The sequence below is a fragment of the Deferribacter abyssi genome, assembly GCF_049472655.1.
Taxonomy (GTDB): domain Bacteria; phylum Chrysiogenota; class Deferribacteres; order Deferribacterales; family Deferribacteraceae; genus Deferribacter; species Deferribacter abyssi.
In genome coordinates this window covers 135,681-161,337 of record NZ_JAQNCS010000002.1, presented here as the reverse complement: position 1 = coordinate 161,337, position 25,657 = coordinate 135,681, and the positions used below count along the sequence as shown (strand labels likewise).

General features: G+C 28.6%; 26 protein-coding genes. 11 read left to right on the top strand and 15 right to left on the bottom strand.

All coding sequences use genetic code 11. The features are described from left to right. Window positions 1-2: 2 nt before the first annotated feature. From OWK30_RS01830 to OWK30_RS01780, 11 genes are read left to right on the top strand one after another with little or no spacing between them, the layout of a single operon-like run. On the top strand, window positions 3-635 hold the full coding sequence (locus OWK30_RS01830) for a site-2 protease family protein (protein WP_423323031.1): 633 nt from the start codon (window positions 3-5) through the stop codon (window positions 633-635). A 12-nt stretch (window positions 636-647) separates the two neighbouring features. After that, window positions 648-1,628: a tryptophan--tRNA ligase gene (trpS, locus tag OWK30_RS01825; RefSeq protein WP_423323029.1), complete on the top strand. Its 981-nt coding sequence runs from the start codon at window positions 648-650 to the stop codon at window positions 1,626-1,628. Further along, window positions 1,629-2,336: a segregation and condensation protein A gene (locus OWK30_RS01820; RefSeq protein WP_423323027.1), complete on the top strand. Its 708-nt coding sequence runs from the start codon at window positions 1,629-1,631 to the stop codon at window positions 2,334-2,336. Then, complete coding sequence (scpB, locus tag OWK30_RS01815; protein WP_423323025.1) at window positions 2,329-2,841, top strand: SMC-Scp complex subunit ScpB; 513 nt, start codon at window positions 2,329-2,331, stop codon at window positions 2,839-2,841. The genes OWK30_RS01820 and scpB overlap by 8 nt, the downstream gene beginning before the upstream one ends. Further along, window positions 2,817-3,536 (top strand): pseudouridine synthase, encoded by a 720-nt coding sequence (locus OWK30_RS01810; protein WP_423323023.1) that lies wholly within the window; start codon window positions 2,817-2,819, stop codon window positions 3,534-3,536. The genes scpB and OWK30_RS01810 overlap by 25 nt, the downstream gene beginning before the upstream one ends. After that, the gene (gene queD / locus OWK30_RS01805; RefSeq protein ID WP_423323020.1) at window positions 3,524-3,883 is read left to right on the top strand and encodes a 6-carboxytetrahydropterin synthase QueD; all 360 of its coding nucleotides are present in this window, start codon (window positions 3,524-3,526) and stop codon (window positions 3,881-3,883) included. Before OWK30_RS01810 ends, queD begins: the two co-directional genes overlap by 13 nt. After that, window positions 3,858-4,571 (top strand): 7-carboxy-7-deazaguanine synthase QueE, encoded by a 714-nt coding sequence (locus OWK30_RS01800; protein ID WP_423323106.1) that lies wholly within the window; start codon window positions 3,858-3,860, stop codon window positions 4,569-4,571. The genes queD and OWK30_RS01800 overlap by 26 nt, the downstream gene beginning before the upstream one ends. Further along, complete coding sequence (locus tag OWK30_RS01795) at window positions 4,572-6,812, top strand: tetratricopeptide repeat protein (RefSeq protein ID WP_423323018.1); 2,241 nt, start codon at window positions 4,572-4,574, stop codon at window positions 6,810-6,812. Window positions 6,813-6,820: 8 nt separating this feature from the next. Continuing rightward, entirely contained in the window at window positions 6,821-7,633 is an 813-nt protein-coding gene (locus OWK30_RS01790; protein ID WP_423323016.1) for an ExeA family protein, read from the top strand. After that, on the top strand, window positions 7,633-9,789 hold the full coding sequence (locus OWK30_RS01785) for an ATP-binding protein (RefSeq protein WP_423323014.1): 2,157 nt from the start codon (window positions 7,633-7,635) through the stop codon (window positions 9,787-9,789). Before OWK30_RS01790 ends, OWK30_RS01785 begins: the two co-directional genes overlap by 1 nt. Then, window positions 9,789-11,138, top strand: coding sequence for a sigma-54-dependent transcriptional regulator (locus OWK30_RS01780; protein WP_423323012.1), 1,350 nt, complete (start codon window positions 9,789-9,791; stop codon window positions 11,136-11,138). The genes OWK30_RS01785 and OWK30_RS01780 overlap by 1 nt, the downstream gene beginning before the upstream one ends. Window positions 11,139-11,253: 115 nt before the next feature. Here the strand turns inward: OWK30_RS01780 and OWK30_RS01775 are convergent, their stop codons facing one another. From OWK30_RS01775 to OWK30_RS01705, 15 genes are all read right to left on the bottom strand, one after another. After that, window positions 11,254-12,633: a methyl-accepting chemotaxis protein gene (locus OWK30_RS01775; RefSeq protein WP_423323010.1), complete on the bottom strand. Its 1,380-nt coding sequence runs from the start codon at window positions 12,631-12,633 to the stop codon at window positions 11,254-11,256. A gap of 72 nt (window positions 12,634-12,705) precedes the next feature. After that, window positions 12,706-13,269: a CHASE3 domain-containing protein gene (locus tag OWK30_RS01770; protein WP_423323008.1), complete on the bottom strand. Its 564-nt coding sequence runs from the start codon at window positions 13,267-13,269 to the stop codon at window positions 12,706-12,708. A 51-nt stretch (window positions 13,270-13,320) separates the two neighbouring features. Beyond that, the gene (locus OWK30_RS01765) at window positions 13,321-14,439 is read right to left on the bottom strand and encodes a M23 family metallopeptidase (RefSeq protein ID WP_423323006.1); all 1,119 of its coding nucleotides are present in this window, start codon (window positions 14,437-14,439) and stop codon (window positions 13,321-13,323) included. After that, window positions 14,436-15,032 (bottom strand): DedA family protein, encoded by a 597-nt coding sequence (locus OWK30_RS01760; RefSeq protein ID WP_423323004.1) that lies wholly within the window; start codon window positions 15,030-15,032, stop codon window positions 14,436-14,438. Before OWK30_RS01760 ends, OWK30_RS01765 begins: the two co-directional genes overlap by 4 nt. After that, window positions 15,025-16,668, bottom strand: coding sequence for a DNA repair protein RecN (gene recN / locus OWK30_RS01755; RefSeq protein WP_423323002.1), 1,644 nt, complete (start codon window positions 16,666-16,668; stop codon window positions 15,025-15,027). The genes OWK30_RS01760 and recN overlap by 8 nt, the downstream gene beginning before the upstream one ends. Beyond that, window positions 16,668-17,519 carry an NAD(+)/NADH kinase gene (locus OWK30_RS01750; RefSeq protein WP_423323000.1) on the bottom strand — a complete coding sequence of 284 codons (852 nt, stop codon included), beginning with the start codon at window positions 17,517-17,519 and terminating at the stop codon, window positions 16,668-16,670. The genes recN and OWK30_RS01750 overlap by 1 nt, the downstream gene beginning before the upstream one ends. Continuing rightward, window positions 17,494-18,300 carry a TlyA family RNA methyltransferase gene (locus OWK30_RS01745; RefSeq protein ID WP_423322998.1) on the bottom strand — a complete coding sequence of 269 codons (807 nt, stop codon included), beginning with the start codon at window positions 18,298-18,300 and terminating at the stop codon, window positions 17,494-17,496. The genes OWK30_RS01750 and OWK30_RS01745 overlap by 26 nt, the downstream gene beginning before the upstream one ends. Further along, the gene (gene dxs / locus OWK30_RS01740; RefSeq protein ID WP_423322996.1) at window positions 18,282-20,144 is read right to left on the bottom strand and encodes a 1-deoxy-D-xylulose-5-phosphate synthase; all 1,863 of its coding nucleotides are present in this window, start codon (window positions 20,142-20,144) and stop codon (window positions 18,282-18,284) included. The genes OWK30_RS01745 and dxs overlap by 19 nt, the downstream gene beginning before the upstream one ends. Continuing rightward, the gene (locus tag OWK30_RS01735) at window positions 20,144-21,046 is read right to left on the bottom strand and encodes a polyprenyl synthetase family protein (protein ID WP_423322994.1); all 903 of its coding nucleotides are present in this window, start codon (window positions 21,044-21,046) and stop codon (window positions 20,144-20,146) included. Before OWK30_RS01735 ends, dxs begins: the two co-directional genes overlap by 1 nt. Beyond that, on the bottom strand, window positions 21,039-21,269 hold the full coding sequence (gene xseB / locus OWK30_RS01730) for an exodeoxyribonuclease VII small subunit (protein ID WP_423322992.1): 231 nt from the start codon (window positions 21,267-21,269) through the stop codon (window positions 21,039-21,041). The genes OWK30_RS01735 and xseB overlap by 8 nt, the downstream gene beginning before the upstream one ends. Continuing rightward, window positions 21,262-21,741 (bottom strand): peroxiredoxin, encoded by a 480-nt coding sequence (locus tag OWK30_RS01725; protein ID WP_423322990.1) that lies wholly within the window; start codon window positions 21,739-21,741, stop codon window positions 21,262-21,264. The genes xseB and OWK30_RS01725 overlap by 8 nt, the downstream gene beginning before the upstream one ends. A gap of 21 nt (window positions 21,742-21,762) precedes the next feature. Beyond that, the gene (gene rlmN / locus OWK30_RS01720; RefSeq protein WP_423322988.1) at window positions 21,763-22,806 is read right to left on the bottom strand and encodes a dual-specificity RNA methyltransferase RlmN; all 1,044 of its coding nucleotides are present in this window, start codon (window positions 22,804-22,806) and stop codon (window positions 21,763-21,765) included. Next, a complete protein-coding gene (locus OWK30_RS01715) occupies window positions 22,803-24,116 on the bottom strand; it encodes a GGDEF domain-containing protein (protein ID WP_423322985.1) in 1,314 nt (437 codons plus the stop codon). The genes rlmN and OWK30_RS01715 overlap by 4 nt, the downstream gene beginning before the upstream one ends. After that, window positions 24,113-25,354, bottom strand: a complete 1,242-nt coding sequence (locus tag OWK30_RS01710; RefSeq protein WP_423322983.1) for a CheR family methyltransferase — start codon at window positions 25,352-25,354, stop codon at window positions 24,113-24,115. Before OWK30_RS01710 ends, OWK30_RS01715 begins: the two co-directional genes overlap by 4 nt. Next, window positions 25,308-25,652, bottom strand: a complete 345-nt coding sequence (locus OWK30_RS01705) for an STAS domain-containing protein (RefSeq protein WP_423322981.1) — start codon at window positions 25,650-25,652, stop codon at window positions 25,308-25,310. The genes OWK30_RS01710 and OWK30_RS01705 overlap by 47 nt, the downstream gene beginning before the upstream one ends. Window positions 25,653-25,657 lie beyond the last annotated feature (5 nt).

Genomic DNA, 25,657 nt, shown 5'->3' with positions numbered 1-25,657 from the left:
TTATGTTTGATATAAATTCTTTTTTACGTGATTTAAGCATTGCTATTGTACCGTTTCTTTTGGCAGTAACTGTTCATGAGGCTTCTCATGGTTATGCTGCATATTTGTTAGGTGATGATACTGCAAAGAGAGCTGGCAGGCTTACATTGAATCCTTTTGTTCATATTGATATTCTTGGTTTGTTATTTCTGTTGATTACAAGATTGTTTGGATGGGCAAAACCTGTTCCTGTTAATTTCAGTGTGGTTGCCAGGAAAAAGTATGGAGTTGCTTTGGTAGCAGCGGCTGGGCCTGCTGCAAATTTTTTGGTAGCAGTTTTATCAGCATTACTTTACCACATAGTTTCATCTATTAACACAAATAACCCTTTGATTTTAAAAGTTTTGTTTCCTATAACAATGATGCTCATATTTTCTGTTCAGATTAACATTGCTCTTGGTATTTTTAATCTGATTCCTGTTCTTCCTCTTGATGGTGGCAGGATTCTACAATCATTTTTACCACTTAATAAACAGATAAAGTTTGCACAATTTGAAAGATATGGATTTATAATTATTTTACTTCTCATTATTACTCGAGTAGTCGACTACATAGTTTTTCCTATAATACATTTTTTGATAAGGTTGCTAATTTAACAAGGGGTGGTTATGAAAAGAGTTTTGAGTGGTATGAGACCAACGGGTAAGCTTCATATTGGTCATTATTTTGGTGCTTTGAAAAACTGGGTAAAACTTCAAGATGAATATGAATGTTTTTATTTTGTTGCTGATTGGCATGCTTTAACAACTAGTTATGAGAATCCTGAAAATATTGAGGAATATCGAAGAGATTTAGTCCTTGATTGGTTGAGTGTTGGTATAGATCCAAAAAAAAGCACTCTTTTCATACAATCTAAAAATTTATATCATGCCGAACTGTTTGTTCTTTTATCAATGATTACACCTGTAAGTTGGCTTGAGAGATGCCCTTCTTATAAGGAGATTAAACAAGAGTTGAAAGATAGGGATTTAAATAATATTGGTTTTTTAAGTTATCCTCTTTTACAAACAGTAGATATCATATTATATAGCGCAAAATACGTTCCTGTAGGTGTTGATCAGTTACCACATATTGAAATTAGTAGAGAGATTGTACGTAGGTTCCATTTCTTATATAAATGTGAGATTTTTGTTGAACCAGAAGGTCTATTAACTGAGGTTCCAAAATTATTGGGAACAGATGGTAGGAAAATGAGCAAATCTTATGGAAATACAATAATGTTGAGTGAAGATTTGAAAAGTGTTGAAAAAAAGATTTTGACTATGATGACCGATACCAATAGAAAAAGAAGAAGTGATCCTGGAGATCCTGATATATGTCCGGTTTTTGATTATCATAAAGTATTTTCTACCGATGAAGAAAGAACAGAGATTATTGATGGTTGTAAAAATGCAAAGATTGGGTGTATAGATTGTAAAAGGATATTGTTGAGGCATTTATTTGCTTTTCTTGAGCCTATTCAAGAGAAAAGAAAATATTATGAAACCTTGATAAAGGATATAGATGAATTTTTAGCTCCTGGACAGAAAAAAGCAGAGGAAACTGCAGGGGCAATTATGGATAAAGTGAGAAAAGCAATGAGAGTGTAGATGAGCGACCTTCTAGAGGTAAGATTAGAGAATTTTGAAGGTCCTTTGGATTTACTTATTCATCTTATTTATAAGAATGAGATGAATATTTATGATATATCTATATCTGTTATAGCAGATCAGTTTATAAATACTATTAAGCAAATGGAAGAAATGGATATTGAAATTGCTTCAGATTTTATACAGATGGCTTCCTACTTAGTTTATTTAAAATCAAAGATGTTGCTACCACAAAATAAGGTTGTAGATGAAGAAATGGATGTGGAAGAAGAAAAGTTTTTGTTTACTCAGCGTCTAATAGAATATTCTTTTTATAAGGATGTAGCTGAGATTTTACGTGACAAAGAGTCTAAAGCTTCTATGTGTATGACGAGAGAAGATACAATTTTTTTAGAAAAAGATTTTGAACCTATTGGTGATGCTTATACTATAGCAAGACATTTTTTTGATTTATTGAAAAAGGAAGGGGAAAGAACTATAACGTTAGAAAGAAAGAGTCTTGATATTAATACAATAATAAAAAAAATAAAAAGCTTTGTTCTTGAGAGAAGAGAAGTTTTTTGGAGTGAGATTATAAAAAAGTGTATTGATAAAAAGGAAGTGGCTGTGAGTTTTTTGGCAATATTAGAACTTATAAAATTAAAAGTGATTATCGCTGTTCAAGAATCAAATTTTAGTAATTTTATGGTGAAAGTTAAGAATGGATGAAAGAAAACTTTTTTATTCTGCTCTTTTTTTATCTGGTAAACCTGTTTCTATTAAGACTTTCCGTCAGATTATGGATCCAGTTAACCTTGAAAATAGATTGATTGATTATATAGATTATTTTAATTCTCTTGATATTGGTCTTAAAATTAGGATTGTGGCAAATGGTTATCAAATGGTAAGTGATGAGAGTGTGTATGAATTTTTGGTGGAAGTTTTTGGGGAAAAGAAAGATTCTCTTACCAAAGCAACTCTTGAAACTCTTGCTGTTATAGCGTATAGACAACCGATTACTAAGGCAGAGATTGAAGAAATTAGAGGGGTTAATAGCTCGTCCATTATAAAGAATCTTTTAGATAAAGGGTTTATTAAGATAATAGGTAGAAAAGATGTTCCCGGGAAGCCGCTTCTTTACTGTACAACCAACAAATTTCTTGAATATTTTGGGTTGAATAATTTAAGTGAACTACCAACATTTAGAGAATGGCAAGAGTTGAAAAAAAATTGATTAGATTAAATAAACTAATTGCATCAAGTGGCAAATATTCTAGAAGAGAAGCTGACAAGCTTATTTTTGAAGGTAGGGTAACTGTAAATGGTCTAATGGTATACAACCCAGCTGAAAGATTTTCGGTGCAAGATAGGATCATTGTTAATGGTGAGTTGTTGGAACTTTCTAAAAGAATTTATTTGAGATTTTATAAACCGAGACGGATGCTTACTTCCTATGATAGTTTTAGATGTAAAAAAAGTTTACTTGATATCCCTTTTTTTAGAAATCATAAGCTTGGTTATTCTGGTAGGTTAGACTATGATAGTGAAGGGCTAATAATTTTTACAAATGATGGTGAGTTGATTTATAACCTCCAAAGGCCAGAAAATAAAGTGGAGAAAGAATATATTGTATATGTAAATAAAAAGCTAAAATTAAAAGAAGAGAAAACAATAATAAATGGGTTAGAAACTGACAATTTTAAATATTTGCCTTGTAAACTTTGGTATGAAGGTAGGAATCGTTATAGAGTTATTTTAGTGGAAGGAAAAAAAAGACAGGTAAGGAATATATTTTCACATTTTAAAATTAAAGTAGAGAGGTTGATACGGGTAAGAGTTGGGAATGTTACTATAAAAGGGCTGGATGTTGGAGAATACAAAGAACTAACAAATGATGAATTGGAGGGGTTATTAAAATGTATAGGTTAAGAGTGATTGATAGTTTTGCAAGTGCTCATTTTTTAAGAAACTATGAGGGGAAGTGTGAAAACCTTCATGGACATAACTGGCGTGTTGAGGTTTATCTTGAAGGTGAGAAATTAAATGAAACAGGTTTGCTGATAGATTTTAAAGAGATTAAAAAAGAATTGAAGAGCCTATTGAATGGTTTAGACCACATTTTTTTAAATGATCATGAGTATTTTAAAAAAGTTAATCCTACAAGTGAGAATATTGCAAAATATATATATGATAAAATGAAAGAGAGATTTGGAAATCTTATAAAATCGGTTGTTGTTTGGGAAAGTGATAATGCTGCAGCAGAATATTTTGAGTAAAGGTTTTATAAAAGAGGTTTTTAAGTCATATCAAGGGGAAGGTAAGTTTGTTGGGGCTAGACAAATCTTTATCAGACTAGCCAACTGTGTGTTTAATTGTAAAGGATGTGATACAGACTTTTCTTTTTCTGAAAATTTCTTATGTGAAGGTACTAAATATAGAAATCCTATTTCACCAAAGGATTTTTTTCAAATACTAAGAAAACATTATGATTTTGATCTATTTCATTCTGTTTCAATTACCGGTGGTGAGCCATTGATACAGAAAGATTTTTTGAGGGACTTTTTACCCATCATGAAAGATAGCGGAATAAAAATGTTTCTAGAGACAAGTGGTTATCTAGTAGATGAAATCATTGAGCTATCAGATTATTTTGATATAATTAGTGTGGATATCAAAATGAAGTCAGTTTTTGGTTATGGATATCCAGCTAATCTAATTAGAGATTTGAAAAAAATCGATCACAAGGTATATTATAAAGTAGTTATTAGTGAAGATATAGATTTAAAAGAGATAAAAGCTGTTTTTGTTGAAATGGTAAAGAATGGGGTTGATGAACTTTATATACAGTTTATAAACAATTGTTTAAACTTAGATTTACTTGATAAATTATCTGATATAGGTTATAGTTATGGTATAAAAATTTTTTTTGTACCTCAAGTTCATAAGTTAATAGGAATATTTTAAATGAGACTATTTAAGAGTAAAGAGTTGGATTTACAGGATATAAAAAAATTATTTCTAAAAGGGCAGTTAAAGAAGGCACTAAAAGAATGTAAAAAATATTTATCTGAAAAAGAAAATGATTATGTCGCCTGGAATTTACTTGGAGATATTCAGTATAGATTAGGGAAAAAGTCTGATTCCTTAGAGACATATAAACGCTTGATTGGAAAATTAGAAGATGCAAAATATACTGATAAAGTTATAGCTCAAATAAAAAAAGTTTTAAAACTTTTTCCTGAGGAGTTTGAATTTTATAGAAAACTTGCTCAGGCATATGAAAGAAAAGGTCTTATTGGTGAGCAATTAAGCACTTTAATTCATTTGAGTGATATTTATGAAAAGAAAGGTTTTGTTGATAAATCTATTGATATTTTAAAAGAGATTACTGAAATAGATAGGGACAATATTTTTAATTTTAAGCTTGTATTGGAACGATTGGATAAGTTTCAAAAAAGTTTTGAGATTTGTAAATTTCTTTATTCTGCACTAAAGGTTGCTTATGAAAGATACCAAAAAGAACAAACAGAACATTTAAAAGAATACATAATGTATTTTTCTGAAATAGGTTTAAAACATAAATGTGATCTTACTGACGTTATTCCTTTTATGTTACCATACTTTCAAGAAAATGAAGATAAGAAGGATATATTCATTGAATTTGGGAAGAGTTATCTTAAAAAAACTTTTGATTTAAATTTTTATAATATTCTAAAAAAGTATTATCCCATAAATATGGACTTGGATTTTTATAGTGAATTGAAAAATAAATATAAAGAGCCTGTTATATATAAAGATTTGATAAATTATTATTTAAATAATGATGATTATGACAACATATCTGATCTCATTAAAGAAATAAATGAGTTGCCAGAATATGATTTCAAAATCGAGTTTGTTCAGGTTGTTGAAGATATATATAATAAAATAGATGACGATGTGCTTTTGGATTTAATGGTAACACTAGCTGGGAAATGCCAAGCAAAAGATTTACAAATTGCAATATATAAGAAATTAGCTGAAATTTATTCTTTGAGAAACGATACTGAAAAAGCTGAAAGAATTTTGAATTATATTAATGAATTGGAATATGGGATATCACTGGAAAGTAATGAAGAATATGATATTGATTTAGAAGAAGAAAGCAAAACTAATCTCGAAGATCTAGAATTTGGTAAATTTGATGAAATTATATCAGAGAATAACAACGATACAGTTGAAACAGCAATTTCTGGGCTTGAGAGCACAGTTTTAGGCACAGATTTTGTTACTGAAGCTAATGATGGTTTTGAACTTGATTTAGATCTTGATTTGAAAGATGTGCAAGAGATTGAAAAAGAAGAAGATAAAGATGAAGATAAAGATAATGAAATGTTATTAGAAGATGATTTTAATGATATTATTGCTGAGGATAAGTTGGACTTACCTGAAATTGGGGTTAAAGATGAAAGAAAAGATGATGAGTCGTTAGAGTCAAAGTTGGATGAGATTGAAGAGCTTATTAACTCTGGAGAATATGAAAAAGCTAAAGAAATAGTAGATGATTTATTGCTTGAATATCCTGATAATGAGAAAGTTAAGGATTATGCATCAAAAATATTTTTGTTTTTTAATGAATTGGAAGATAGTGGTGAGCTTATAGATTTGGATGAGTTTGTTGAAGATAAAACAGATGCAGATAAAAAGATCATACAATTAGATAAAGATGAAAGAAGTTTAATTGAAAATATAAGAAAAAGTATTAATGATGTTGTTTCACAAGATGATTATGAGACACATTATGATTTAGCCTTAGCTTATTTTGAAATGGAGTTGTATGAAGATGCTGTGGAAGAATTTAAAAAAGCTTCTTATGGAGATAAAAAATATGAAAGCTTATATATGCTCGCAGAATGTTATAAGAGAATGGGTAGATATGATAATGCTATAAATATTCATAAGCTAATTTTGGCTGATTTTGAAGATATAGAAAAAGTGAAAAATTCTTTGTATGAGCTTGCTCTTATTTATGAAACTAAAGGTGACAAAGATACTGCAAAAGTATATTTTGATAAATTAGCAAATATTGATATAAATTTTCGTGATTTAAAAGAGAAGCTTAAGCAATATTCTGGCTATACTGAAAGTGTTTCAGAAGAAGTTTATGAAGAACTCGGACAAACAGTTAAAAAGAAAAATGTAAAAAGAAAGATATCATTTTTGTAGGTTAAATAATGGGATTAAAAGAATTTTACGGATTGAAAGAACTGCCTTTTAACAATACTCCTGATTTGAAATATTTTTATAAGACAAAAAAACATTCTTTAGTGTTAAATAAATTGAATTATCTTATTGATTATAAAAAAGGTTTGGGTGTGGTTTTAGGTCCAATAGGTACAGGTAAGACTATTTTAGCAAGACTGTTTTTTGAAGAGCTTGATCCGGATAAGTATGACGCCGCATTAATTGTAGTTGTGCATTCTGAAGTGACATCTAAATGGTTTTTAAAAAAGCTTTGTTTACAATTAGGAGTGCAAAATATTCCTACTGAAAAGCATGAGATGGTTAATGCCCTTTATCAAGAGCTTTCTAAGATTAATGAAATGGGAAAAAAAGTAGTTATATTAATTGATGAAGCTCAGATGCTTTCTAAAAAAGAAGTAATGGAAGAGATGAGAGGGCTTTTAAATTTCGAAGATGAGAAAGGTAAGTTAATTACATTTGTTTTGTTTGGTTTACCTGAGTTAGAAGATAATTTAAGACAGGACAAGCCACTTTTTCAGCGAGTTTCTATGAGATTTACTTTAGAACCGTTGAGCTTAGATGAAACTTCTCAATATATTAAACATAGATTAGAAATTGCTGGCTTAGAAGAGATGATTTTTGATTCTGAAGCTGTAAATAAAATTTATGAATATTCCAAAGGAATTCCTAGGTTAATAAATACTATTTGTGATAATGCTTTATTTGAAGGTTTTTTGATAAAGAATCATATGATAGATAAGGGATTAATTGAACAAGTGGCACAGGATTTAGGCCTTGTTTAATGCTTATTGGAGATAAAACTAAGCATAAAAGAATTTTCTTTTACTTCATTCTACTAGTATTACTAATTTTAATAAATTTTATTGTTAGTTCAAAACTTGTTAATTCTGAATTTCCTTTTACCTCAAATATATCTATTTTTTTACTCATAAATTTAAATATAGTGCTATTGCTTGCTTTGTTAATTGTCATCTTTAGAAATTTAGCAAAAATTTTTTTTACTAAGAGTAAAGGAGTTTTTGGTACATCTCTTCAGAGTAAATTGGTGATATTTTCAATTATACTTAGTGTAATACCTGTATCAATAGTTTTTGTTTTTTCAATTAGTATTATTAATAATAGTATTAATAAATGGTTTGATGCACAAGTAGAACAGGCATTAAAAAGTTCTGTAGATTTAATGCAAAGATACCAGAATCAATTAGAACAGGATTTAGTTGAACAAACCTCTATACTATCGAAGCTTTTGACTACTAAAGGTTTTTTATATCAGAGGAATTATGGTGAGCTTAAAAATTTTATTGTTGAGTATCTTCAAAATAATAGGATTGATGGTGTTGCCGTTTATAATAAAGAGGGAAATAGAATTTTATCAGAAGATAAAAAATATTATATAAACTTTTTGGTTGATAAGGAAACTGTGGTAGAAATAGTGGAAAATGCAAAACAGGTAGCGAAATATGAATTTTTTGGTGACAATCAAATTTATTGGGTTGGTGCACCTGTTTCTGCTAAAACATCCAAAAAGTTAATTTTAGGAGCACTGTTTGTTTATAAAATAGTACCTCCAGCGCAAGCTCAAAAAGTTTCTAAAATAATGGATTCTTATAGAAATTATAGCCAGATAAAATTTTTTGCAGAACCTGTTAAAAACTCTTATAAAATTCTTCTTATTTTGATGACATTACTTGTAGCTTTAGCAGGAATTTGGGGAAGTATTGTTTTTTCTAAAAATATTACTGAACCGTTAGGAGCATTGGCAGAAGCTTCGAAAAAAATATCAAAAGGTGACTTGGATGTAAAACTAGAGGAAGAAGGGGATTATGAGCTGCTGGTTTTAATTAAATCATTTAATGAAATGGCTAGTAGATTGAAAGAACATACTGAACAGTTGAATAAGAAAAATATAGAACTTGATAAAATGTACAGGCAAATATTTAGAGATAACCAGTATATAGATACTATTTTTAAAAACACTAAATCAGCTATCTTTCTTTTTGATGAGAATCTCAGAATTTTAAAGCTAAACGACAAAGCAAAAGAAATATTAGAAATTGGAGAAGAGTGGTGGGATGAAATTCTTGAGTTATTAAAAGAATTTTTTAATAAACATAATGAAAAGATTAAGAGTTTTCAAAAGGATTTGGAAATTCATAGTATTAAAAAGACATTTTCAATTACTTTATCGAAGGTTTACTTAAGTCACGATGAACCTGACAATATTATTCTTTTTATGGATGATATAACGGATATACTTAATGTGAAAAAATATGAAATATGGAAAGAAATAGCAAACCGTATAGCTCATGAAATTAAAAATCCACTTACACCTATAAAATTAAATGCAGAAAGAATATTGAAGAAATTAAAAGAAGAGAATTGTCATGTATCACAAACGATACAAAAAAGTATCAAGACCATAATTTTTGAAGTAAATGATTTGTACAAAATGGTGAATGAGTTTAATGAATTTGCTAGAATGCCTAATATTTATAAGTCCTATTTTAATTTAAGTGATGTTTTGAATGAAGTTGTAGAATTTTATAAAATCTCTCATAATAAAATCAATTTCATATTTAATATCAAAGAAAAAATTTATTTTTATGGAGATGTTTCTCAAATTAAAAGATTATTCCACAATTTGCTAAATAATGCCATTGCAGCTGTTAATGATAATGGCATGATTGAAATCAATATGTCAGATAATAAAGAGTATATAGTACTTTCATTTAAAGATAATGGGGTAGGTATAAAAAAAGAGGATGTTGATAAAATATTTTTACCCTATTTTAGTAAAAAATCAGGAGGTACGGGTCTTGGCTTATCAATTGTAAAGAAGATTGTGGAGGAGCATGATGGGGAGATATTTGTTGAAAGTGTTGAAAATGAATATACAATTTTTAATATTAAGTTTAAGAAAAGTGACTGGGGTAAGTAATGAAAATATTAATTATTGACGATGAGAAAAATATATGTGGTACAATAAAAGATATTGTAGAAGATGAGGGGCATGAAGCTGATTTTGCTTTAACATTTGAAGATGGTTTTAAAAAATTACAAAACGAGATTTATGATGTTATATTTCTAGATATCTGGCTTCCTGATAAGGATGGTAATGAGGGATTGAAAGATATTAAAAAATATTTTCCAGAAACAGAGGTCATAATTATAAGCGGACATGGTAATATAGAGAATGCGGTTGATGCAATAAAAAATGGTGCATATGATTTCTTAGAAAAACCGCTTTCATTAGATAGGATAATATTATTACTCAAACATATAAATGATAAAATTGAGTTGGTAAGAGACTTAAAATATTATAAATTTGATTTATTAAAAAGGTATGAGTTGATAGGAGAAAGTGATGAAATTATAAAATTGAAGCGTAGGATTGAAAAAATTGCTCCAACAAATGCTTGGGTACTTATTACTGGTGATAATGGGACAGGGAAAGAGCATGTAGCTAGACTTATTCATCTTTTAAGTAAGCGTTCGAACCAAAGGTTTGTAGAATTGAATTGTTCTGCTATTCCATCTGAATTGATAGAAAGTGAAATGTTTGGATACGAAAAAGGTGCGTTTACGGGGGCTATAAATAGAAAAATAGGCAAAATTGAACTTGCTGACAAAGGAACTTTATTTTTAGATGAAGTTGGAGATATGGATTTGGTAATGCAGGCAAAGTTGCTGAGAGTATTGGAAACATTTGAATTTACGAGACTTGGGGGGAATGAAATTATTAGATCTGACTTTAGGTTAATTTCTGCAACAAATAAAAATATCGAAAAAGAGATTGCTGAGGGAAGATTTAGGGAAGATTTATATTATAGGATAAATGTTGTGCCCATTCATGTCCCACCTCTTAAACAAAGAAAGCAAGATATCCCATTGTTGGTAAAACATTTTCTTAAAGAATCATGTTATAGTAATGGATTAGATTTGAAAGAGATAGATGATGATTTGATGGAGTTATTTATTGAATATGACTGGCCTGGTAATGTGAGGCAACTTAAGAATACAGTTGAGAGAATGGTTGTTTTATCTGAATCGGATAAACTTACTGTAGATGATGTTCCTGGATTTTTGAAGGGGATTAAAAATGATGATTTTGAAATTATTAGCATGGGTTTGCCATTGAAAAAAGCCAAAGAAATTTTTGAAAAGAATTATATTGCAAAAGTATTGAAGAGTAATAATTGGAATATATCACAATCTGCAAAAGTTCTTGAAATTGAAAGGACATATCTTCACAGGAAAATAAACCAATTTGGTCTTAAAAAGTGGTAATGATTGATATTACTTGAATAATAAATGGACAATGCAGAGCTTTTAAATGATTTTTATAAGATTGTTCATGTGTTTGACAGCTAGTTTGCCAATTTTTAAAGGATAAAGGGTTTTTTTATACTTTAAATTTTTCAATTATTTTAGATAATTCTTTGTTTATATTGATAAGTTTATTAGACAAATCAAAAACGTTCTGAACTTTATGGCTACATTCGGCGTTTGTATTGTTAATATTATTAAGTGATTCTGCAATTGAGTTAACTGCAGAGTTTAATTCTTCAATCATATTGACTATTGGGTTAATTGCATTGATTGCTTCCTCAAGTTTTTGAATATTGTTATTAAAGTTATTTCCTAAATTTTTTAAGTTTATTATTCCTTCATCAATAGCATATATTCCATCATTTACCATTAATACGGAGTTGTCAATTTCACTATTTATAGTTTTTATCATTTCAGAAATATCGTTTACAGATTTTGCAGTCTTCTCCGCTAACTTTCTAACCTCATCTGCTACTACAGCAAAACCTCTACCATGTTCACCTGCTCTTGCAGCTTCAATGGCAGCATTTAAGGCAAGTAAGTTAGTTTGGTCAGCTATATCGATAATGATGTTTACTACGTTATGTATTTTTTTACTAGCTTCTTTTAAATTTGTTAAATTTACAGATGCCTTTCCTAAATCTTTTGAGATATTTGAGACGTCATTTATGGATCTGATTAACAAATCATTGCTTTTCAATACATCATCTCTTACAGTATTTAAATTTGAAATACTAGTATTAATATTATTATTTATGTCATATGTACTTTGAGAAAGTTGCTCTGTTGCTGCTACGGTATTTTCTATATTGTAACTGACATCGTTGAAAGAGCATGACATACCTTGCATTTCTTGTTCTAACTTTAAACTAATATCTTTTAAGGTATTAATTGTATTCATAATTTTTTTTACAATTGTTTTTAATCCTGTTTTCATTTCATTTAGCGAATTACTTAAAATTGCAAGCTCGTCTTTACCTGTTGAAGTAATATCTTGTGCAGTCAAATCTCCATCTTCAATTTTCTTAGCAAGACTTACAGCATGATTGATTGTTTTTGCAATCTTATTTGAAGATATAATACCTATAATAAGTCCCACTAAAATAACTATAAAGACTGTAACTATTAATATACTATTTGTTTTGTTAATTGATGAGTCAATTTTTTTGAAAGAGTTTGATACTTTTTGGTTAGAGATAGAGACTATTTTATTTATTTTCATTTCTAGAGAGTTATTTAAATTATTAACCTCTTCTAAAACATTAAATAGTTGTGCATTAATTTTGTTTTTTTTCATATGTTTTTCGAAGAGATTTGTGGCTTCACTTTGAATCTGTTTATTTAGTTTTATTAGTTTTTTGAAATGTTTTATTTTTTTCTTATCAGTTACTTTAGTGATAGTGGTTTTTTGATATGTCCCACCTTTTAAAAAAGTATTGATAATGGCTACCATTGTTCTTGAGTAACTAATAATAGAATCTTTTGCATCTTCAATGTCAAACTCATCTGTAAAGTTGATTAATAACTAAGAGTAGATTTTGATTTGAAGTATATCTTCCATTATTTTACTGAGCAACATTAGCTCATTATTGTTTTTGGTGTTAGATGTGATTATAAAAGTTTCACCCTTTTGTTGTCTGTACAAACTGTCTATCTTATCAAAGATTTCTATAACTTCTGCAGATGTATTCAAGTAATCTGTTTTTAAAGAAATAAGTTTTTGTGAAAGTAATGAAAATTTTTTATAGTCTTTTTTTATTGATTGTAAATTGCTTTCCAAACCATTTAAGTCAAAATTAATAGATTGAAGATTTTTGTCTATTTTTTGAATGGAATTATTAAGGTTTTTTTTATATTTATTCACCTGTTCAATTTTTTCTTCTGCTTTTATATCTTTTAGGGTTGAGGATAATTTGAGAAAATCTGATTGAATATCCTTTAAAAAAGTTTGTAATTTGATAGAGCTAGAAATATCTTTGTGTAATTGGTTGGAAATTTTTTTAAAAGATGTTATTGAAATTAAACCAGCGATTAAGAAAAGGAATGAAATCAACATATAAGACAAAATTATCTTAAATTTAATGCTCATGACTACCTCCAGATAAAAAAACAATCGGTACAAGAGTTAAAAACTTTAATATTATTGTAATAATTGTAGTTTTGCATATTTGTAATAAGTTGAGTTGAGCAGAGCTTCGACGTATTCTGTCTTTTCTCTAAAACTTAACCGAAGGTTTTTTGGTAATGTTTTTGTGGGAGATTTGAATCTTAGCGGATTTATGAATTTACCGTTTTTCATTATTCGATAATCTACATGAGGTCCAGTGGCATAACCAGTCATTCCTACATATCCAATTATATCACCTTGTTTTACATATTGACCTATTTTTAATCCTTTTTTAAATCGAGAGAAGTGTAAATAATAAGTATAATATCCGTTATTGTGTTTTAGTTTGATGTAATATCCATTTGCTTTTGAATAACTTCTTTTTGCCACAATACCATCTGCTGTTGCATGAACAGGTGTTCCTGTTGGAGCAGCATAGTCAACGCCATAGTGAGGTCTGTATGTTTTTAAAACTGGATGTAACCTTTTTAGTTTGAAGGTTGATGTAATTCTTCCAAACTTTAAAGGAGCCTTTAAGAAACCTTTCTTAAGAGATTTGCCCTCAGGAGTGAAAAAACCTCTGATGTTTTTCTCTTCAAAATAAAGAGCTCTTATCAGTCTCCCATTATTTACAAAATCAGCACCAAGTATTTTACCGTACCCTATAAATTTATTTTTACAAAAAAGTTTTTCAACAACTATAGTAAATTGATCTCCTGGTCTGATATCTTTAAAAAAATCTATTTCCCATTCGTATATTTCAGCAAGTCTGACTGCTAATTCATCTGATTCACCTATTGATTTGATAGCTGTAAAAAGGCTATTATTTATTGTGCCGGAAACTACAGTATCAATTTTTTTAACTGGGTATTTTATTATTTTTACCTGCAACGAATTCAAATCAAGAATAATATCTTTTGTAAAACTATCATGAATTATCATTTTACTAGGTTGAAGTGTGTAACTTATACCTTTCTTTAAAACAAACTTAGGATCAGCCTTTTTAAGGTTTTTATTGAGTACTAATATTTCTTTAGGTGTTAATTTGTTGTTTAAGATTGAGTAAATTGAATCTCCATTTTTAACAGTTAATGTGTTTGCAAAACTAAAAATAGAATAAAAAAGGAAAATTATTGTATAGAATTTTTTCAATTTGTTCTCCTTTTGTTAAAAATATATATAACAATAAGTATAACAATAAAAGGTATCATATAAAAAGTTATTTTGTGAAGATTATTTTTCACAAGTTCAATATTATTTCCTACAAAAAATCCAACATATGCTAAAATTATTACCCATATTCCAGATCCTACTCCGGTATAAAGAATAAACTTAACGAGATTCATTTTTGCAAGTCCTGCAGGAAAAGAAATGTATTGCCTAATACCTGGAAGTAGCCTGCCTACAAAGGTAGTTATTTCCCCATGTTTTTGGAAAAAGACTTCAATTTTTTTGAATTTATGTTCATCAATGAAAAGGTATTTCCCATATTTTATTAGGTATTTCCTGCCGAATTTGTAAGCTATATAGTAGTTAAAAAGAGCACCTAAAATACTCCCTGTAATTCCACAAATAACAACCACAATTAGGCTCATTTTACCTAAAGAAGCAAGATATCCTGCCGGAGGGATTACTATTTCACTAGGGAAAGGAAAAAAAGAACTTTCAAGTGCCATAAGAAGTATAATTCCAACATAACCTATTTGAGATATACTTGTTACAATAAACGCTATAATTTTATTCATTTAATTTTAGAAGCTCCTCTGCTTGTGAAATAGATGATTGCGAATCTGTTCCTGAAATCATGGTTGCAAGTACTTTTTTTCTTTCATTTTCTTTGAGTTTTTTAATTATTGTGAATGTTTTATTATTATTAATATTTTTTATAATATGAAAATGAGTGTCACCCATAGCTGCTATTATAGGTAGGTGAGTGATTACTATAAGCTGTTTTTTGGTTGATAGATTTTTTAGTTTAATACCAACCTTTTTTGCAGTTTTACCACTTATTCCAGTATCTACCTCATCAAAAATCAGTGTACTTATTTCATCGATTTCTGCAAAAATTTCTTTTAGTGCAAGCATAATTCTTGAAAGTTCACCACCTGAAGCCACTTTGGATAGTGGTGCAGGTTTAAACCCTTTATTTGTTGTAATATAGAATTCTGGGATTTTACTTCCATTGGCAGTTATTTTACCATGTTCAGTAAATTTTACTTCAAAAATTGCATCTTTTAATTCTAGTTCATGGAGGATTGCCATGATTTCATTTTTCAAATTTAGTGCTATTTTTTTTCTTTCTTTGTACAGTAAACTATCTTTGTTTTTAAGTTTCTCAAAGGTGTCCAATACTTTATTTTGAAGTTTCTCGATGTATTCCTCTCCCGTATCAAGGGAGTCAAGTTCTTTTTTTATATTTTCTTTATGATTTATTATGTCTTCAATAGTTGGGCCGTAACGTTTTAATAACTTGTCTAAAGTAATTTTTCTGTCTATCAGATTATTTAAATCATCAACATTAAAATCTTCAAAATCAATTATATTTTCCAGTGTATGTGCAATATCATTTATCTCATAAGAGATGTTATCAATCTTCTCGTATACGGATGATAATTCTGATTTTAAATCTTTTATAGCAAGTAGGTGGTGAGAAAGTTCAGAAAGAAGTTTTTCGATGTTAATTTCACCATAGTTTAAGATTTGCAAAGAAGCATCAATAGCATTTTTAATTTTTTCAATGTTAGATAAGAATTTAATTTTTTCTTCCAATTGTGAATCTTCATCAGGTTTAATATCTAAGGATTCAATTTCAGAGAGTTGTTCTTGTAATATCTGTTTTTTAATTTCTAATTCTTGCCTGTTTTTTATGATGTTTTCAAGCTTTGTTTTGATTTCAATGTAACTTTTATATGTGTTTTTAAAGTCTTTAATAATTGTTTCATTGACCAACTTGTCTATAAAAGTTTTATGAGCGTCTGGATTTAAAAGAACTTGATGATCATGTTGTCCATGAATATCCACAAGTTTTTTACCAATTTCTTTTAACTCATTTAGTGTAGCAAGAATTCCGTTAATAAAGATTCTGTTTTTTCCTGATGAATCTATTTCTCTTCTTAAGATTAGTGAATTGTCTATTTCGAATTTTTCTTTAGTCTCATTGTCCAATGTTGTATCCTCAAAAAGAGCTTCAAATACAGTTTTTTGGAGAGTGTTTCTTTGCTTATCGCGAGAGAACCTATCTCCGAGAAGCATTTTTATGCTTTCGATAAATAAAGATTTTCCTGCACCTGTTTCACCAGTGACAATATTGAGTCCTTTATCGAATTCGACTTCAATTTCTTCAAAAATTGAGAAATTTTTAACTTTGAGGTATGATAGCATTACTTGTTACCCCAATTTAGTTTTTCTCGGAGAAGTGAAAAATAATTCCTGTTGTGAGGGATAATTAATCTAGCAAAATTGGTTGATTTTTTTATTATTATATTGTCACCTTTTTCTAATTTTTTACCAATCTGTCCATCAAATGTAATAAATATTTTTTCATCCTCACTTTTTATAACTATTTTAATAACAGAATCATCAGGAATTATAATGGGCCTGTGAGTAAGTGAATGTGGGCAGATAGGAGTAATTAAAATTGAGTCCATAGTAGGAAATACTATAGGTCCTCCAGCAGCAAGAGAGTAAGCTGTAGAACCCGTGGGAGTTGCAATGATAAGACCATCAGAGCGGTAAGTGTTTACAAACATATCATTAATAAAAACATCCATTTCAATTATTCTAGCAAGAGCACCTTTATGGATTACTATGTCATTTAATACTTCCATGTGATAATTGTCGTTATCATTATTGAGAATTTTTCCATGTAGCTTCATTCTTTTTTCACATTTGTAATTATCTTGTAAAATATTTTCCAAAATTTGGATTGCTTCATGTACTTTGGTTTCTGTGAGAAATCCTAATCTACCTAAATTTATACCAAGAATTGGAGTATCTTTATTATCAATCAACCGTATGGCAGAAATTAATGTTCCATCTCCTCCAAGCACTATAATCAACTCAGAAATTTCCTTAATTTCCTCTTCACTGTTTGACGGCAAATTCAAAACGTAGGCGGCTCTTTTGTCAAGTAATATATTTTTGTTTTTTTCCTTTAAAAAGGTATATATTTTTTGAGCTACAGGCTTAGATGTTTCAGAATGTGGTTTAGCAATCAGTGCAATATTGTTCATTAATCACTCTCTCAATTAAATCATTATAATCAGCTTTTTCATTAATGTTTTCTAAATAGACAAAATAGGCTAGGTATTCAGTATTTCCTTTTGCACCTTTAATGGGTGATTTTGCTAGCCCTTTTAATTTATAACCGTTAGTTTCTGCACAATCAATAATTTTTTTTATTACTTCTTTGTGCACTTCAATATTTCTCACAACACCTTTTTTACCTACTTGCTCTCTTCCGGCTTCAAACTGTGGTTTGATAAGCATAATAAATTCGGTTTCTTTTTTGCAAAACTGTAGAGTTTTGGGTATTATTAAGGTTAATGAAATGAATGAGACATCACTTGTGATAATGTCTACTTTTTCTCCAATTTGTTCAAATGTTATGTAACGGAAATTACACTTTTCAATATTAATAACTTTTGGATTATTTCGTAAAGTGTAATGCAATTGACCTTTACCTACATCAACGGCGTATACTTTAAGGGCTCCATTTTTTAAAGCAACATCGGTAAAGCCACCCGTTGAAGCACCAATATCCAAAATTGTTTTGTCTTTGAAATTTAGATTAAAAACTTTGACAGCTTTTTCTAGTTTTAATCCCCCTTTACTTACGTAGGGTAGGGTGTTTTTAATAAAAATTTCTGCATCTTCATCTATTTTAGTGCCAGGTTTTTCAATTTTTTGATTATTTACAAAAACAAGACCTGCCATTATTAATCGTTGTGCTTTTTCTCTTGATTCCACATGCTTTTTTGAGACAAGAATTTTATCTAATCTATCTTTTCCCATTCAGAAATAATCTTCTCTTCAATTGATTTAGCATCCAATCCTATAAGTTTTCTAAGCTCAATGATAGGCCCATGTTCAATAAATTTATCGGGTATTCCTAATTTTATAAACTTATCAGGATAAATATTGTTTTCTATTAATATGGAAATTATTTCATCGCCAACACCACCTTTTATACTGTTTTCTTCAACAGTTATTATCATTTTTTTATTTTTAGCTATTTTAACAATTTTTTCATAATTTAACGGTTTTATAAATCTCAAATTTATAAGAGCTGCTGGGATTTTGTTTATTAAATTCTTATAGGCTTCAAACACCTCTTCAAAAATATGGCCTGCACTAATAATTAGAATTTCACCAGAATCATTGATAATTTCTGGTTCATAAAGTGTAACTGGTGTTTTTGGTAAATCATATGCTTTTATATTTCCTCTGGGATATCTTATGGCTATAGGTTTATTTAATTCATAACTTATTTTTAGCATTTCAATTAATTCAAAATCATCTTTTGGAAGCATTATATGGAGATTTGGAACAGTTCTAAGGTATGAAATATCAAAACTTCCATGGTGAGTTGGACCGTCGGCACCAACAAGACCTGCTCTGTCAATACAGAATACAACAGGCAAATCTTGTAAAGCAACATCATGTATTATTTGGTCATAAGCTCTTTGAAGAAAAGTCGAATATATTGCTACATATGGTTTACATCCACCAATTGCAAGTCCTGCTGCAAATGTAACTGCGTGTTGTTCAGCAATTCCTACGTCAAAGAACCTTTTTGGAAATACTTCAGCAAATTTATTCAGACCAGTTCCTGGTTTCATAGCTGCTGTAATTGCAACAATATTATCATACTGTTTAGCTAATTCTAAAAGTGTATCACCAAAAACTTCTGTAAAAGTTTTACTTTTAAATTTTATCGGCTTTCCGGTTTTTATGTCAAAAGAAGATACACCATGGAATTTTTCAGGGTTTTCTTCTGCAGGTTTAAAACCTTTCCCTTTTTTTGTAATAATATGGATTAATGTGGGACCGTCTTGTATTTTTGCATTGTATATTGCTTTATCAAGCTCTTTTAAATCATGTCCATCGATGGGGCCTATATATTTCAATCCCAATTCTTCAAACAAAATACCTGGAGTGAAGAACCCTTTTACACCTTCTTCAAATTTTTTTGCCATTTTTAACAATTTATCACCAAGAGGGGCATGTTCTAATAAATGTTGAACATCTTTTCTAAAATGAGTATAAAATTCACCTGTCATTACTCTTGATAAGTAACTTGAAATTGCTCCCACATTTTTGCTTATGGACATTTCATTATCATTTAAGATTACAATCGTGTCTTTGTCTAAATGTCCAAGGTTGTTTAAACCTTCAAAGGCAAGTCCTGCAGTTAATGCTCCATCACCAATTATTGCTACAATTTTACGTTTTTCTCCTATTATTTCGTCAGCCATTCTTATTCCTAATGCTGCAGAAACGGATGTACTGGTATGTCCCACACCAAAAGCATCATAGGGGCTTTCTGAAGGTTTGTTAAAGCCGCTAATCCCTTTAAACTGCCTTAGAGTATGAAATTTATCTAATCTATCAGTCAGAATCTTATAAGCATAGGATTGGTGTCCCACATCCCAAATAATTCTATCGTGAAGAGGATCGAAGTTTTTTAATAGAGATAATGTAAGTTCTACGACACCTAAAGATGGAGCTATGTGTCCACCGTTTTTAGCACAAACATCTATAATAAGTTGTCTTGTTTCTGATGCTAGTTTTTTTAAATCGTTGTAACTTAACTTCTTTATGTCATCAGGTAATTTCAACTGCTTTAGAAGTTTCATTAATTTGTCCTTTCAAAAATATATTTGGCTATTTTTACAAGAGGAGAAGCAGCTTCTTTATATACAGAAATTTCATCTATTGCTTCATCAATCAATGTTTTAGCTTTTTTCTTTGAATTATCAAGACCATAAATCTGAGGATAGGTCACTTTATTGTTTTTTTCATCACTTTTTGCATTTTTCCCCAACTGTTCTGTTGTGCTTGTGATATCAAGTATATCATCCACAATTTGAAAGGCTAAACCAATTTTGTTACCGAAACTACACATTCTCTTTTTATCTATTTCATCTCCAAAGCCAAGTATGGCTCCTAGCTCACAACAATAAGATATTAATTTTGCAGTTTTATGTATATGAATAAAAAACAAAGTTTCTTCATCAATAACTTTTCCCTCATTATTTATATCTGCATATTGACCACCAACCATACCTTCAAATCCAGAATGTTTTGCAAGCTTATAAGCTGCTTCAATCATAACATCTTCAGGGATATCAGGGTTTAAAGTTTTATCAAGCATAACTTGAAATGCATAGGTTAATAAAGCGTCACCTGCAAGAATTGCGGTAGCTTCTCCAAACATAATGTGATTTGTGGGTTTACCTCTTCTTAAATCATCATTATCCATAGCTGGAAGATCATCATGGATTAAAGAATAGGTATGAAGCATTTCTACAGCGGCTGCGTAAGGAGTTACTTTATCAAAATAACTTTCAAAGATTCCATAAGATGAATATATAAGTACTGGTCTTAATCTTTTTCCACCTGCAAAGAGACTGTATCTCATGGATTCTAACAGACCAACAATATGTTTATTTGGATAAACGATATTATTACGCATCCATTCATCTACTTTATTTGCAAAAAACTTAATATAGTTCTTTAAATTGAAATTTTCACTCATCAAAAGGCTCCGAATCTAATGTACCATCCTCATTTACTTCTAAGATTTTATTTACCTTAAGTTCAAGTTTTTTTAAAAATTCTTTACATTCTTTTCCGATTTTCATCCCTTCTTGAAAGAGTTTAAGTGATTCTTCAATTCCAAGCTCTTCATTTTCGAGTATATTTACAATTTCTTCAAGACGTTGCATTTTTTTTTCAAAACTGTATTTTTCACTACTCATTGGCAAGTCCTTTTAAAATTTTTAGTACTTTTTCTACATGTCCATTAACTTTTACGTTATAAAAAGATTTTATTACTACTCCATTTTCATCTATAATAAAAGTAGATCTGATAATTCCTTTTGTTATTTTTCCATACATTTTCTTTTCGCCAAAGGCTCCATAGCTTTCTGCAACTTTTTTATCTGGGTCTGATAAAAGCAAAAATTTGATACCATGTTTTTCTTTAAATTTCTTATGAGAGTTTATAGAGTCAGGACTTATTCCAATGACCTCTGCTCCCAGTTTTTTTATTTCTTCATAATAATCACTGAATTCTACAGCTTCTCTTGTACAGCCGGATGTGTTATCTCTTGGATAAAAATATAGTATTAACTTACTCCCTAAGAATTCTTTTAATGTATGCTCTTTATTATCGTCGCCTAATAATTTGAAGTCGATTGCTTTATCAGATGGTTGTAATCTAATACTCATTATATTCTCCTGAGGACATATTTATAGCGTTTTTATGTATGATGCATAAAGTTGGCCGCATGCTGCTTCAATATCTGCTCCAAAACTTTTTCTTATGAATGTTGCTATACCATTATTTATCAAAGTCTTCTGAAAATTTAAAGCACTATTTAGATCTGGTGAGTCTAAGTTACTTCTTTTTGTTTTATTATAAATTATTAGATTTACTTTGATTGGTAATCCGTTGAGAAGTTTTGCAAGTTTCAAAGCATCAGCAGTGGAATCGTTGAAATTTTTTATCATTACATATTCTAATGTAATACGTTTTCTTTTAGGAACTGGTAATTTTTTTATTACTTTCACTATGTCATTTATATCAAATTTTTTATTTATAGGCATTATCAGGTTTCTTTTTTTATTGTCTGAAGCGTTTAAAGAAATGGCAATATTTACCTTAAAATTCTTATTTACTAGTTTTTCAAGTTTGTCGAGAAGTCCTGCTGTTGAAATAGTTACTTTTCTATGACTAAAATTTAACCCATCTTCATCAAGGATAATTTCAAGTGATTTTTCAAGATTTTTTAAGTTATCTAAAGGTTCACCCATTCCCATAAAGACTATGTTAGTAAGTTTCTTCCCTGATTCTGATAAAATGTTGTTGAGTTCAATAACTTGCCTTAGAATTTCTCCGGCAGTTAAATTCCTCACAAATCCTATTTTAGCAGTATTGCAGAACTTACACCCCATTTTACAACCAACTTGTGTTGAAATACAGGCAGTGATTCTGTTTTCATCAAACATAAGAACTGATTCTATAAAATTATTATCTTCTAATTTAAAAAGTATTTTTTTTGAACCATCGAGCTTAGATGTAACAATATGTTCTTTTTTTAGTTTTGTAAAAGAGTAAGATTTACTTAGTTTTTCACGAAAGGTTTTAGATATGTCAGTCATTGATGAAAAATCGATTACACCTTTTTGATAAATCCACTTAAATAGTTGTTTTCCTCTGAACGGCTTTTCCCCCAAGACTTCTACTAATTTTTGCAATTCAGCTTTAGATAAACAGTCTATTTTGTAATTCATATTACTTTTATAACTACTTTATTTTTTCCTGTATTTTTTGCTTCATACATTGCATCGTCTACAAGCTTGTAAATTGAGTTATAATCAATATCAAAATTATTTTCAACGCATACTACACCAACTGAAATAGTAAGTTTATGTTTTTTTAAACAGGTAAAATTATGATTAGCTACAGTTTTTCTGATTTTATTTGCTAAAACTACTGCTCCTTTTTTATTGGTTTGAGGTAGTAATATAGCAAATTCTTCACCTCCAAATCTTGCTAAAACATCTGATTCTCTTAAAATAGATTTTATTAAGGTTGTTAATTCTATTAAAGTGTTATCACCAGTTATATGGCCAAAGGTATCATTAATTTTTTTAAAGTCATCGATATCATAACTAATAAAAGCGTATGGATATTTATATCTTTTTGAGCGTTTAATTAAGTTTTTTAAAGTTTCTTCAAAAAAACGTCTATTGTAACATTTTGTTAAATAGTCTGTGGTTACCTCATAATAATGTTTTTGTGTGGATAAAAGAGAGTTTATTAAAAGATTGCTGTAAAAAATAGAATATTCTAAAATTTCGTCAGCAGGTTTTTTGTCTGCAACAAATTGTAAATAAATATAAATTTTATCATTGAGATGAAAAAACCTCTCTGTTGTAGGCTTGTTTATTAATGATACTTCATTTGTTATATTTTTTTTTACAATATTTATATCTAAGTCATTTAGATCAAACTTTTTTATTAACTTGTTAATAAGACTGCAGCATATTGAGTTTGAATTATTGCTTATAAAAACTTTAAGAGTTGTATCTGTTTTTAAAGCTATTAAAAGATTTAATGGAATTAATGTTTTTTCGAGGATATCAAGCAGTTGATATATTGAATCTTCAAACTTGTTTTGATTCTTGTATATTATTTGAAAAATACTATTAGTAAATGCCAACTTAAAAATATTATTTGTAAATATTTCAATTTTGTTTTTATCAGTATTTGTACAATTATTTGTTAAACTTTTTTCTTTTAGCTTTTCCAGTAATATTTTTAAATTTTGAGTGTTTAAAATACCAACATCATGAAAAGTGTAATTTTTGGAAGTTAAAAGAAAAAATTTTGGTGGATTTGTGTTAATATGCTGCGATAAAATTTGTAGGATTAATGAGTTTTGTTCAAAGAATTTTTCTGATATAATTACTGCAGAATATTTATTTATCAGCAGTTCATTGATTACTGAAGCCAAAGTAGTCCTAACAATTATATTATTTGCTAATAAACACTCTTGAATAGTCTCATCTTTATCTATACATAATAAAATATCATTCATTTTTTACCATATTTTATAATATTTAACTTTTCAATATCTTCTTTTCTGTTAAAAAGAGAAACTTTTTTTTCTAACATTTTGATTGCTTCCTCGTAGTCTTTTGCTTTAATACATAATTCAATATAATCATTAATATCTTTCTCGGTAGGGTTAATTAGAAGGATATAAGTTTTTAACCATTTTTTTGCCTCATAATGATGATTGTATGTAATAAGTTTTTTTATAAAAATTTCTAAAAATTCTGGGTTTAATGTTTTTGTAAAAAGTGAATAATATATTGCGCATATTTTTTCAGGTTTTTTTTCTTTTTGCAATATGTTTTTTAATGTTTCTTCATCAAAATTGTTGTATTTTTCTGCAAAATAATAAATACGTTCACTTTCTGGGTTTTTAGAAATAGGTTTCATTTCATAAAGTTCTCTAAATTCTTTTTTAATTAGTTCTTCTAAGTTTTTCTTTTTAAAAGCGTAACTGTAAGTATCATCTTTAAAAAATACATTTGATTTTAGAATTAGGTTGAATTCCTCAACTGTAGTGAAGATTTTACCATTTTCTTTTAAAACTGTGTTGAGTTGATCAAGTATTATTTTTATGAATCTCATATCTAAATAAATCAAAACATTATTAATGAGAATTATGTTAAAATAGTTACTTTTAAAAAAATTTTTGATATTTTCTTTAATTAAATTGATATTTAAAAATCGTACTTTTTCTTTCAAAAAAGGTTTTATTGTATATTGTTCTTTTTTTTTCGTAAAAAATGAGTAATAAGGCTCAGGAAACTTTTTAAATGATCTAATATTATAAGTCCCTTTTTTAGCCTGTTTTAATGCTTCATCATCAATATCAATCCCAATAATTTCATAATTAGTAATATTGTTTATAAAAAACTCAATCGCTATGGAATAACATTCTTCCCCTGAAGAGCATCCGAAAGATAAAATATTAACTTTTAAATCCTGCGTGCATTTTACATAATCCAAAACATTATTAATTTGTTTTTTATGGCGGAAAAAATATGTTTCATTGTTTAACATGAAAGACTTAAGATTCTTTTTTAGAGTTAAGTACAGTTCATCTATTAATAATGATGATAAATATTGATTTTCACTAATAAACTTAGTTATTAGGTCAATGTTAGCAGAAGTAATTTTTAGACCATATTCAGTTAATAAAAACTCTGATATTATTTCAAACAGAGTGTTTTTCTTGAATATATTTGATAGCATCATCTTCATTGTTAAAAATATCGAATAGTTTGTGAAGATTAGTATTGGTGAATATTTTTTTTATATTATCAGATAGATTACATAAAGCCATTGAGATGTTTTTGTCTTTTAAGATTCTTAATGACTGAATTAATTCACGTAAGCCAGAACTGTTTAAATAATTAACTCTATTAAAATTAATTATTATACCGCTTAACTCTTTTAATGAATTAATGTATTTCTTGATTTCATTGCCAGTAATGGCATCTATTTCGTTCATTGGATAAATGATTTCAATATCATTAATTTTTTCACTTTTATATGCCATATAAC

What these genes read in the sequence shown, in the direction of transcription:
- OWK30_RS01715 (WP_423322985.1), bottom strand. Translation starts at nt 24,116, where the DNA reads ATGAATGATATTTTATTATGTATAGATAAAGATGAGACTATTCAAGAG.
- dxs (WP_423322996.1), bottom strand. Translation starts at nt 20,144, where the DNA reads ATGAAACTTCTAAAGCAGTTGAAATTACCTGATGACATAAAGAAGTTA.
- OWK30_RS01725 (WP_423322990.1), bottom strand. Translation starts at nt 21,741, where the DNA reads ATGAGTATTAGATTACAACCATCTGATAAAGCAATCGACTTCAAATTA.
- OWK30_RS01735 (WP_423322994.1), bottom strand. Translation starts at nt 21,046, where the DNA reads ATGAGTGAAAATTTCAATTTAAAGAACTATATTAAGTTTTTTGCAAAT.
- queD (WP_423323020.1), top strand. Translation starts at nt 3,524, where the DNA reads ATGTATAGGTTAAGAGTGATTGATAGTTTTGCAAGTGCTCATTTTTTA.
- OWK30_RS01795 (WP_423323018.1), top strand. Translation starts at nt 4,572, where the DNA reads ATGAGACTATTTAAGAGTAAAGAGTTGGATTTACAGGATATAAAAAAA.
- OWK30_RS01820 (WP_423323027.1), top strand. Translation starts at nt 1,629, where the DNA reads ATGAGCGACCTTCTAGAGGTAAGATTAGAGAATTTTGAAGGTCCTTTG.
- OWK30_RS01710 (WP_423322983.1), bottom strand. Translation starts at nt 25,354, where the DNA reads ATGAAGATGATGCTATCAAATATATTCAAGAAAAACACTCTGTTTGAA.
- trpS (WP_423323029.1), top strand. Translation starts at nt 648, where the DNA reads ATGAAAAGAGTTTTGAGTGGTATGAGACCAACGGGTAAGCTTCATATT.
- OWK30_RS01800 (WP_423323106.1), top strand. Translation starts at nt 3,858, where the DNA reads ATGCTGCAGCAGAATATTTTGAGTAAAGGTTTTATAAAAGAGGTTTTT.
- OWK30_RS01705 (WP_423322981.1), bottom strand. Translation starts at nt 25,652, where the DNA reads ATGGCATATAAAAGTGAAAAAATTAATGATATTGAAATCATTTATCCA.
- OWK30_RS01810 (WP_423323023.1), top strand. Translation starts at nt 2,817, where the DNA reads ATGGCAAGAGTTGAAAAAAAATTGATTAGATTAAATAAACTAATTGCA.
- recN (WP_423323002.1), bottom strand. Translation starts at nt 16,668, where the DNA reads ATGCTATCATACCTCAAAGTTAAAAATTTCTCAATTTTTGAAGAAATT.
- OWK30_RS01770 (WP_423323008.1), bottom strand. Translation starts at nt 13,269, where the DNA reads ATGAGCATTAAATTTAAGATAATTTTGTCTTATATGTTGATTTCATTC.
- OWK30_RS01785 (WP_423323014.1), top strand. Translation starts at nt 7,633, where the DNA reads ATGCTTATTGGAGATAAAACTAAGCATAAAAGAATTTTCTTTTACTTC.
- OWK30_RS01775 (WP_423323010.1), bottom strand. Translation starts at nt 12,633, where the DNA reads ATGGTAGCCATTATCAATACTTTTTTAAAAGGTGGGACATATCAAAAA.
- rlmN (WP_423322988.1), bottom strand. Translation starts at nt 22,806, where the DNA reads ATGAATTACAAAATAGACTGTTTATCTAAAGCTGAATTGCAAAAATTA.
- OWK30_RS01760 (WP_423323004.1), bottom strand. Translation starts at nt 15,032, where the DNA reads ATGAATAAAATTATAGCGTTTATTGTAACAAGTATATCTCAAATAGGT.
- OWK30_RS01745 (WP_423322998.1), bottom strand. Translation starts at nt 18,300, where the DNA reads ATGGGAAAAGATAGATTAGATAAAATTCTTGTCTCAAAAAAGCATGTG.
- OWK30_RS01830 (WP_423323031.1), top strand. Translation starts at nt 3, where the DNA reads ATGTTTGATATAAATTCTTTTTTACGTGATTTAAGCATTGCTATTGTA.
- OWK30_RS01780 (WP_423323012.1), top strand. Translation starts at nt 9,789, where the DNA reads ATGAAAATATTAATTATTGACGATGAGAAAAATATATGTGGTACAATA.
- OWK30_RS01790 (WP_423323016.1), top strand. Translation starts at nt 6,821, where the DNA reads ATGGGATTAAAAGAATTTTACGGATTGAAAGAACTGCCTTTTAACAAT.
- OWK30_RS01750 (WP_423323000.1), bottom strand. Translation starts at nt 17,519, where the DNA reads ATGAACAATATTGCACTGATTGCTAAACCACATTCTGAAACATCTAAG.
- scpB (WP_423323025.1), top strand. Translation starts at nt 2,329, where the DNA reads ATGGATGAAAGAAAACTTTTTTATTCTGCTCTTTTTTTATCTGGTAAA.
- xseB (WP_423322992.1), bottom strand. Translation starts at nt 21,269, where the DNA reads ATGAGTAGTGAAAAATACAGTTTTGAAAAAAAAATGCAACGTCTTGAA.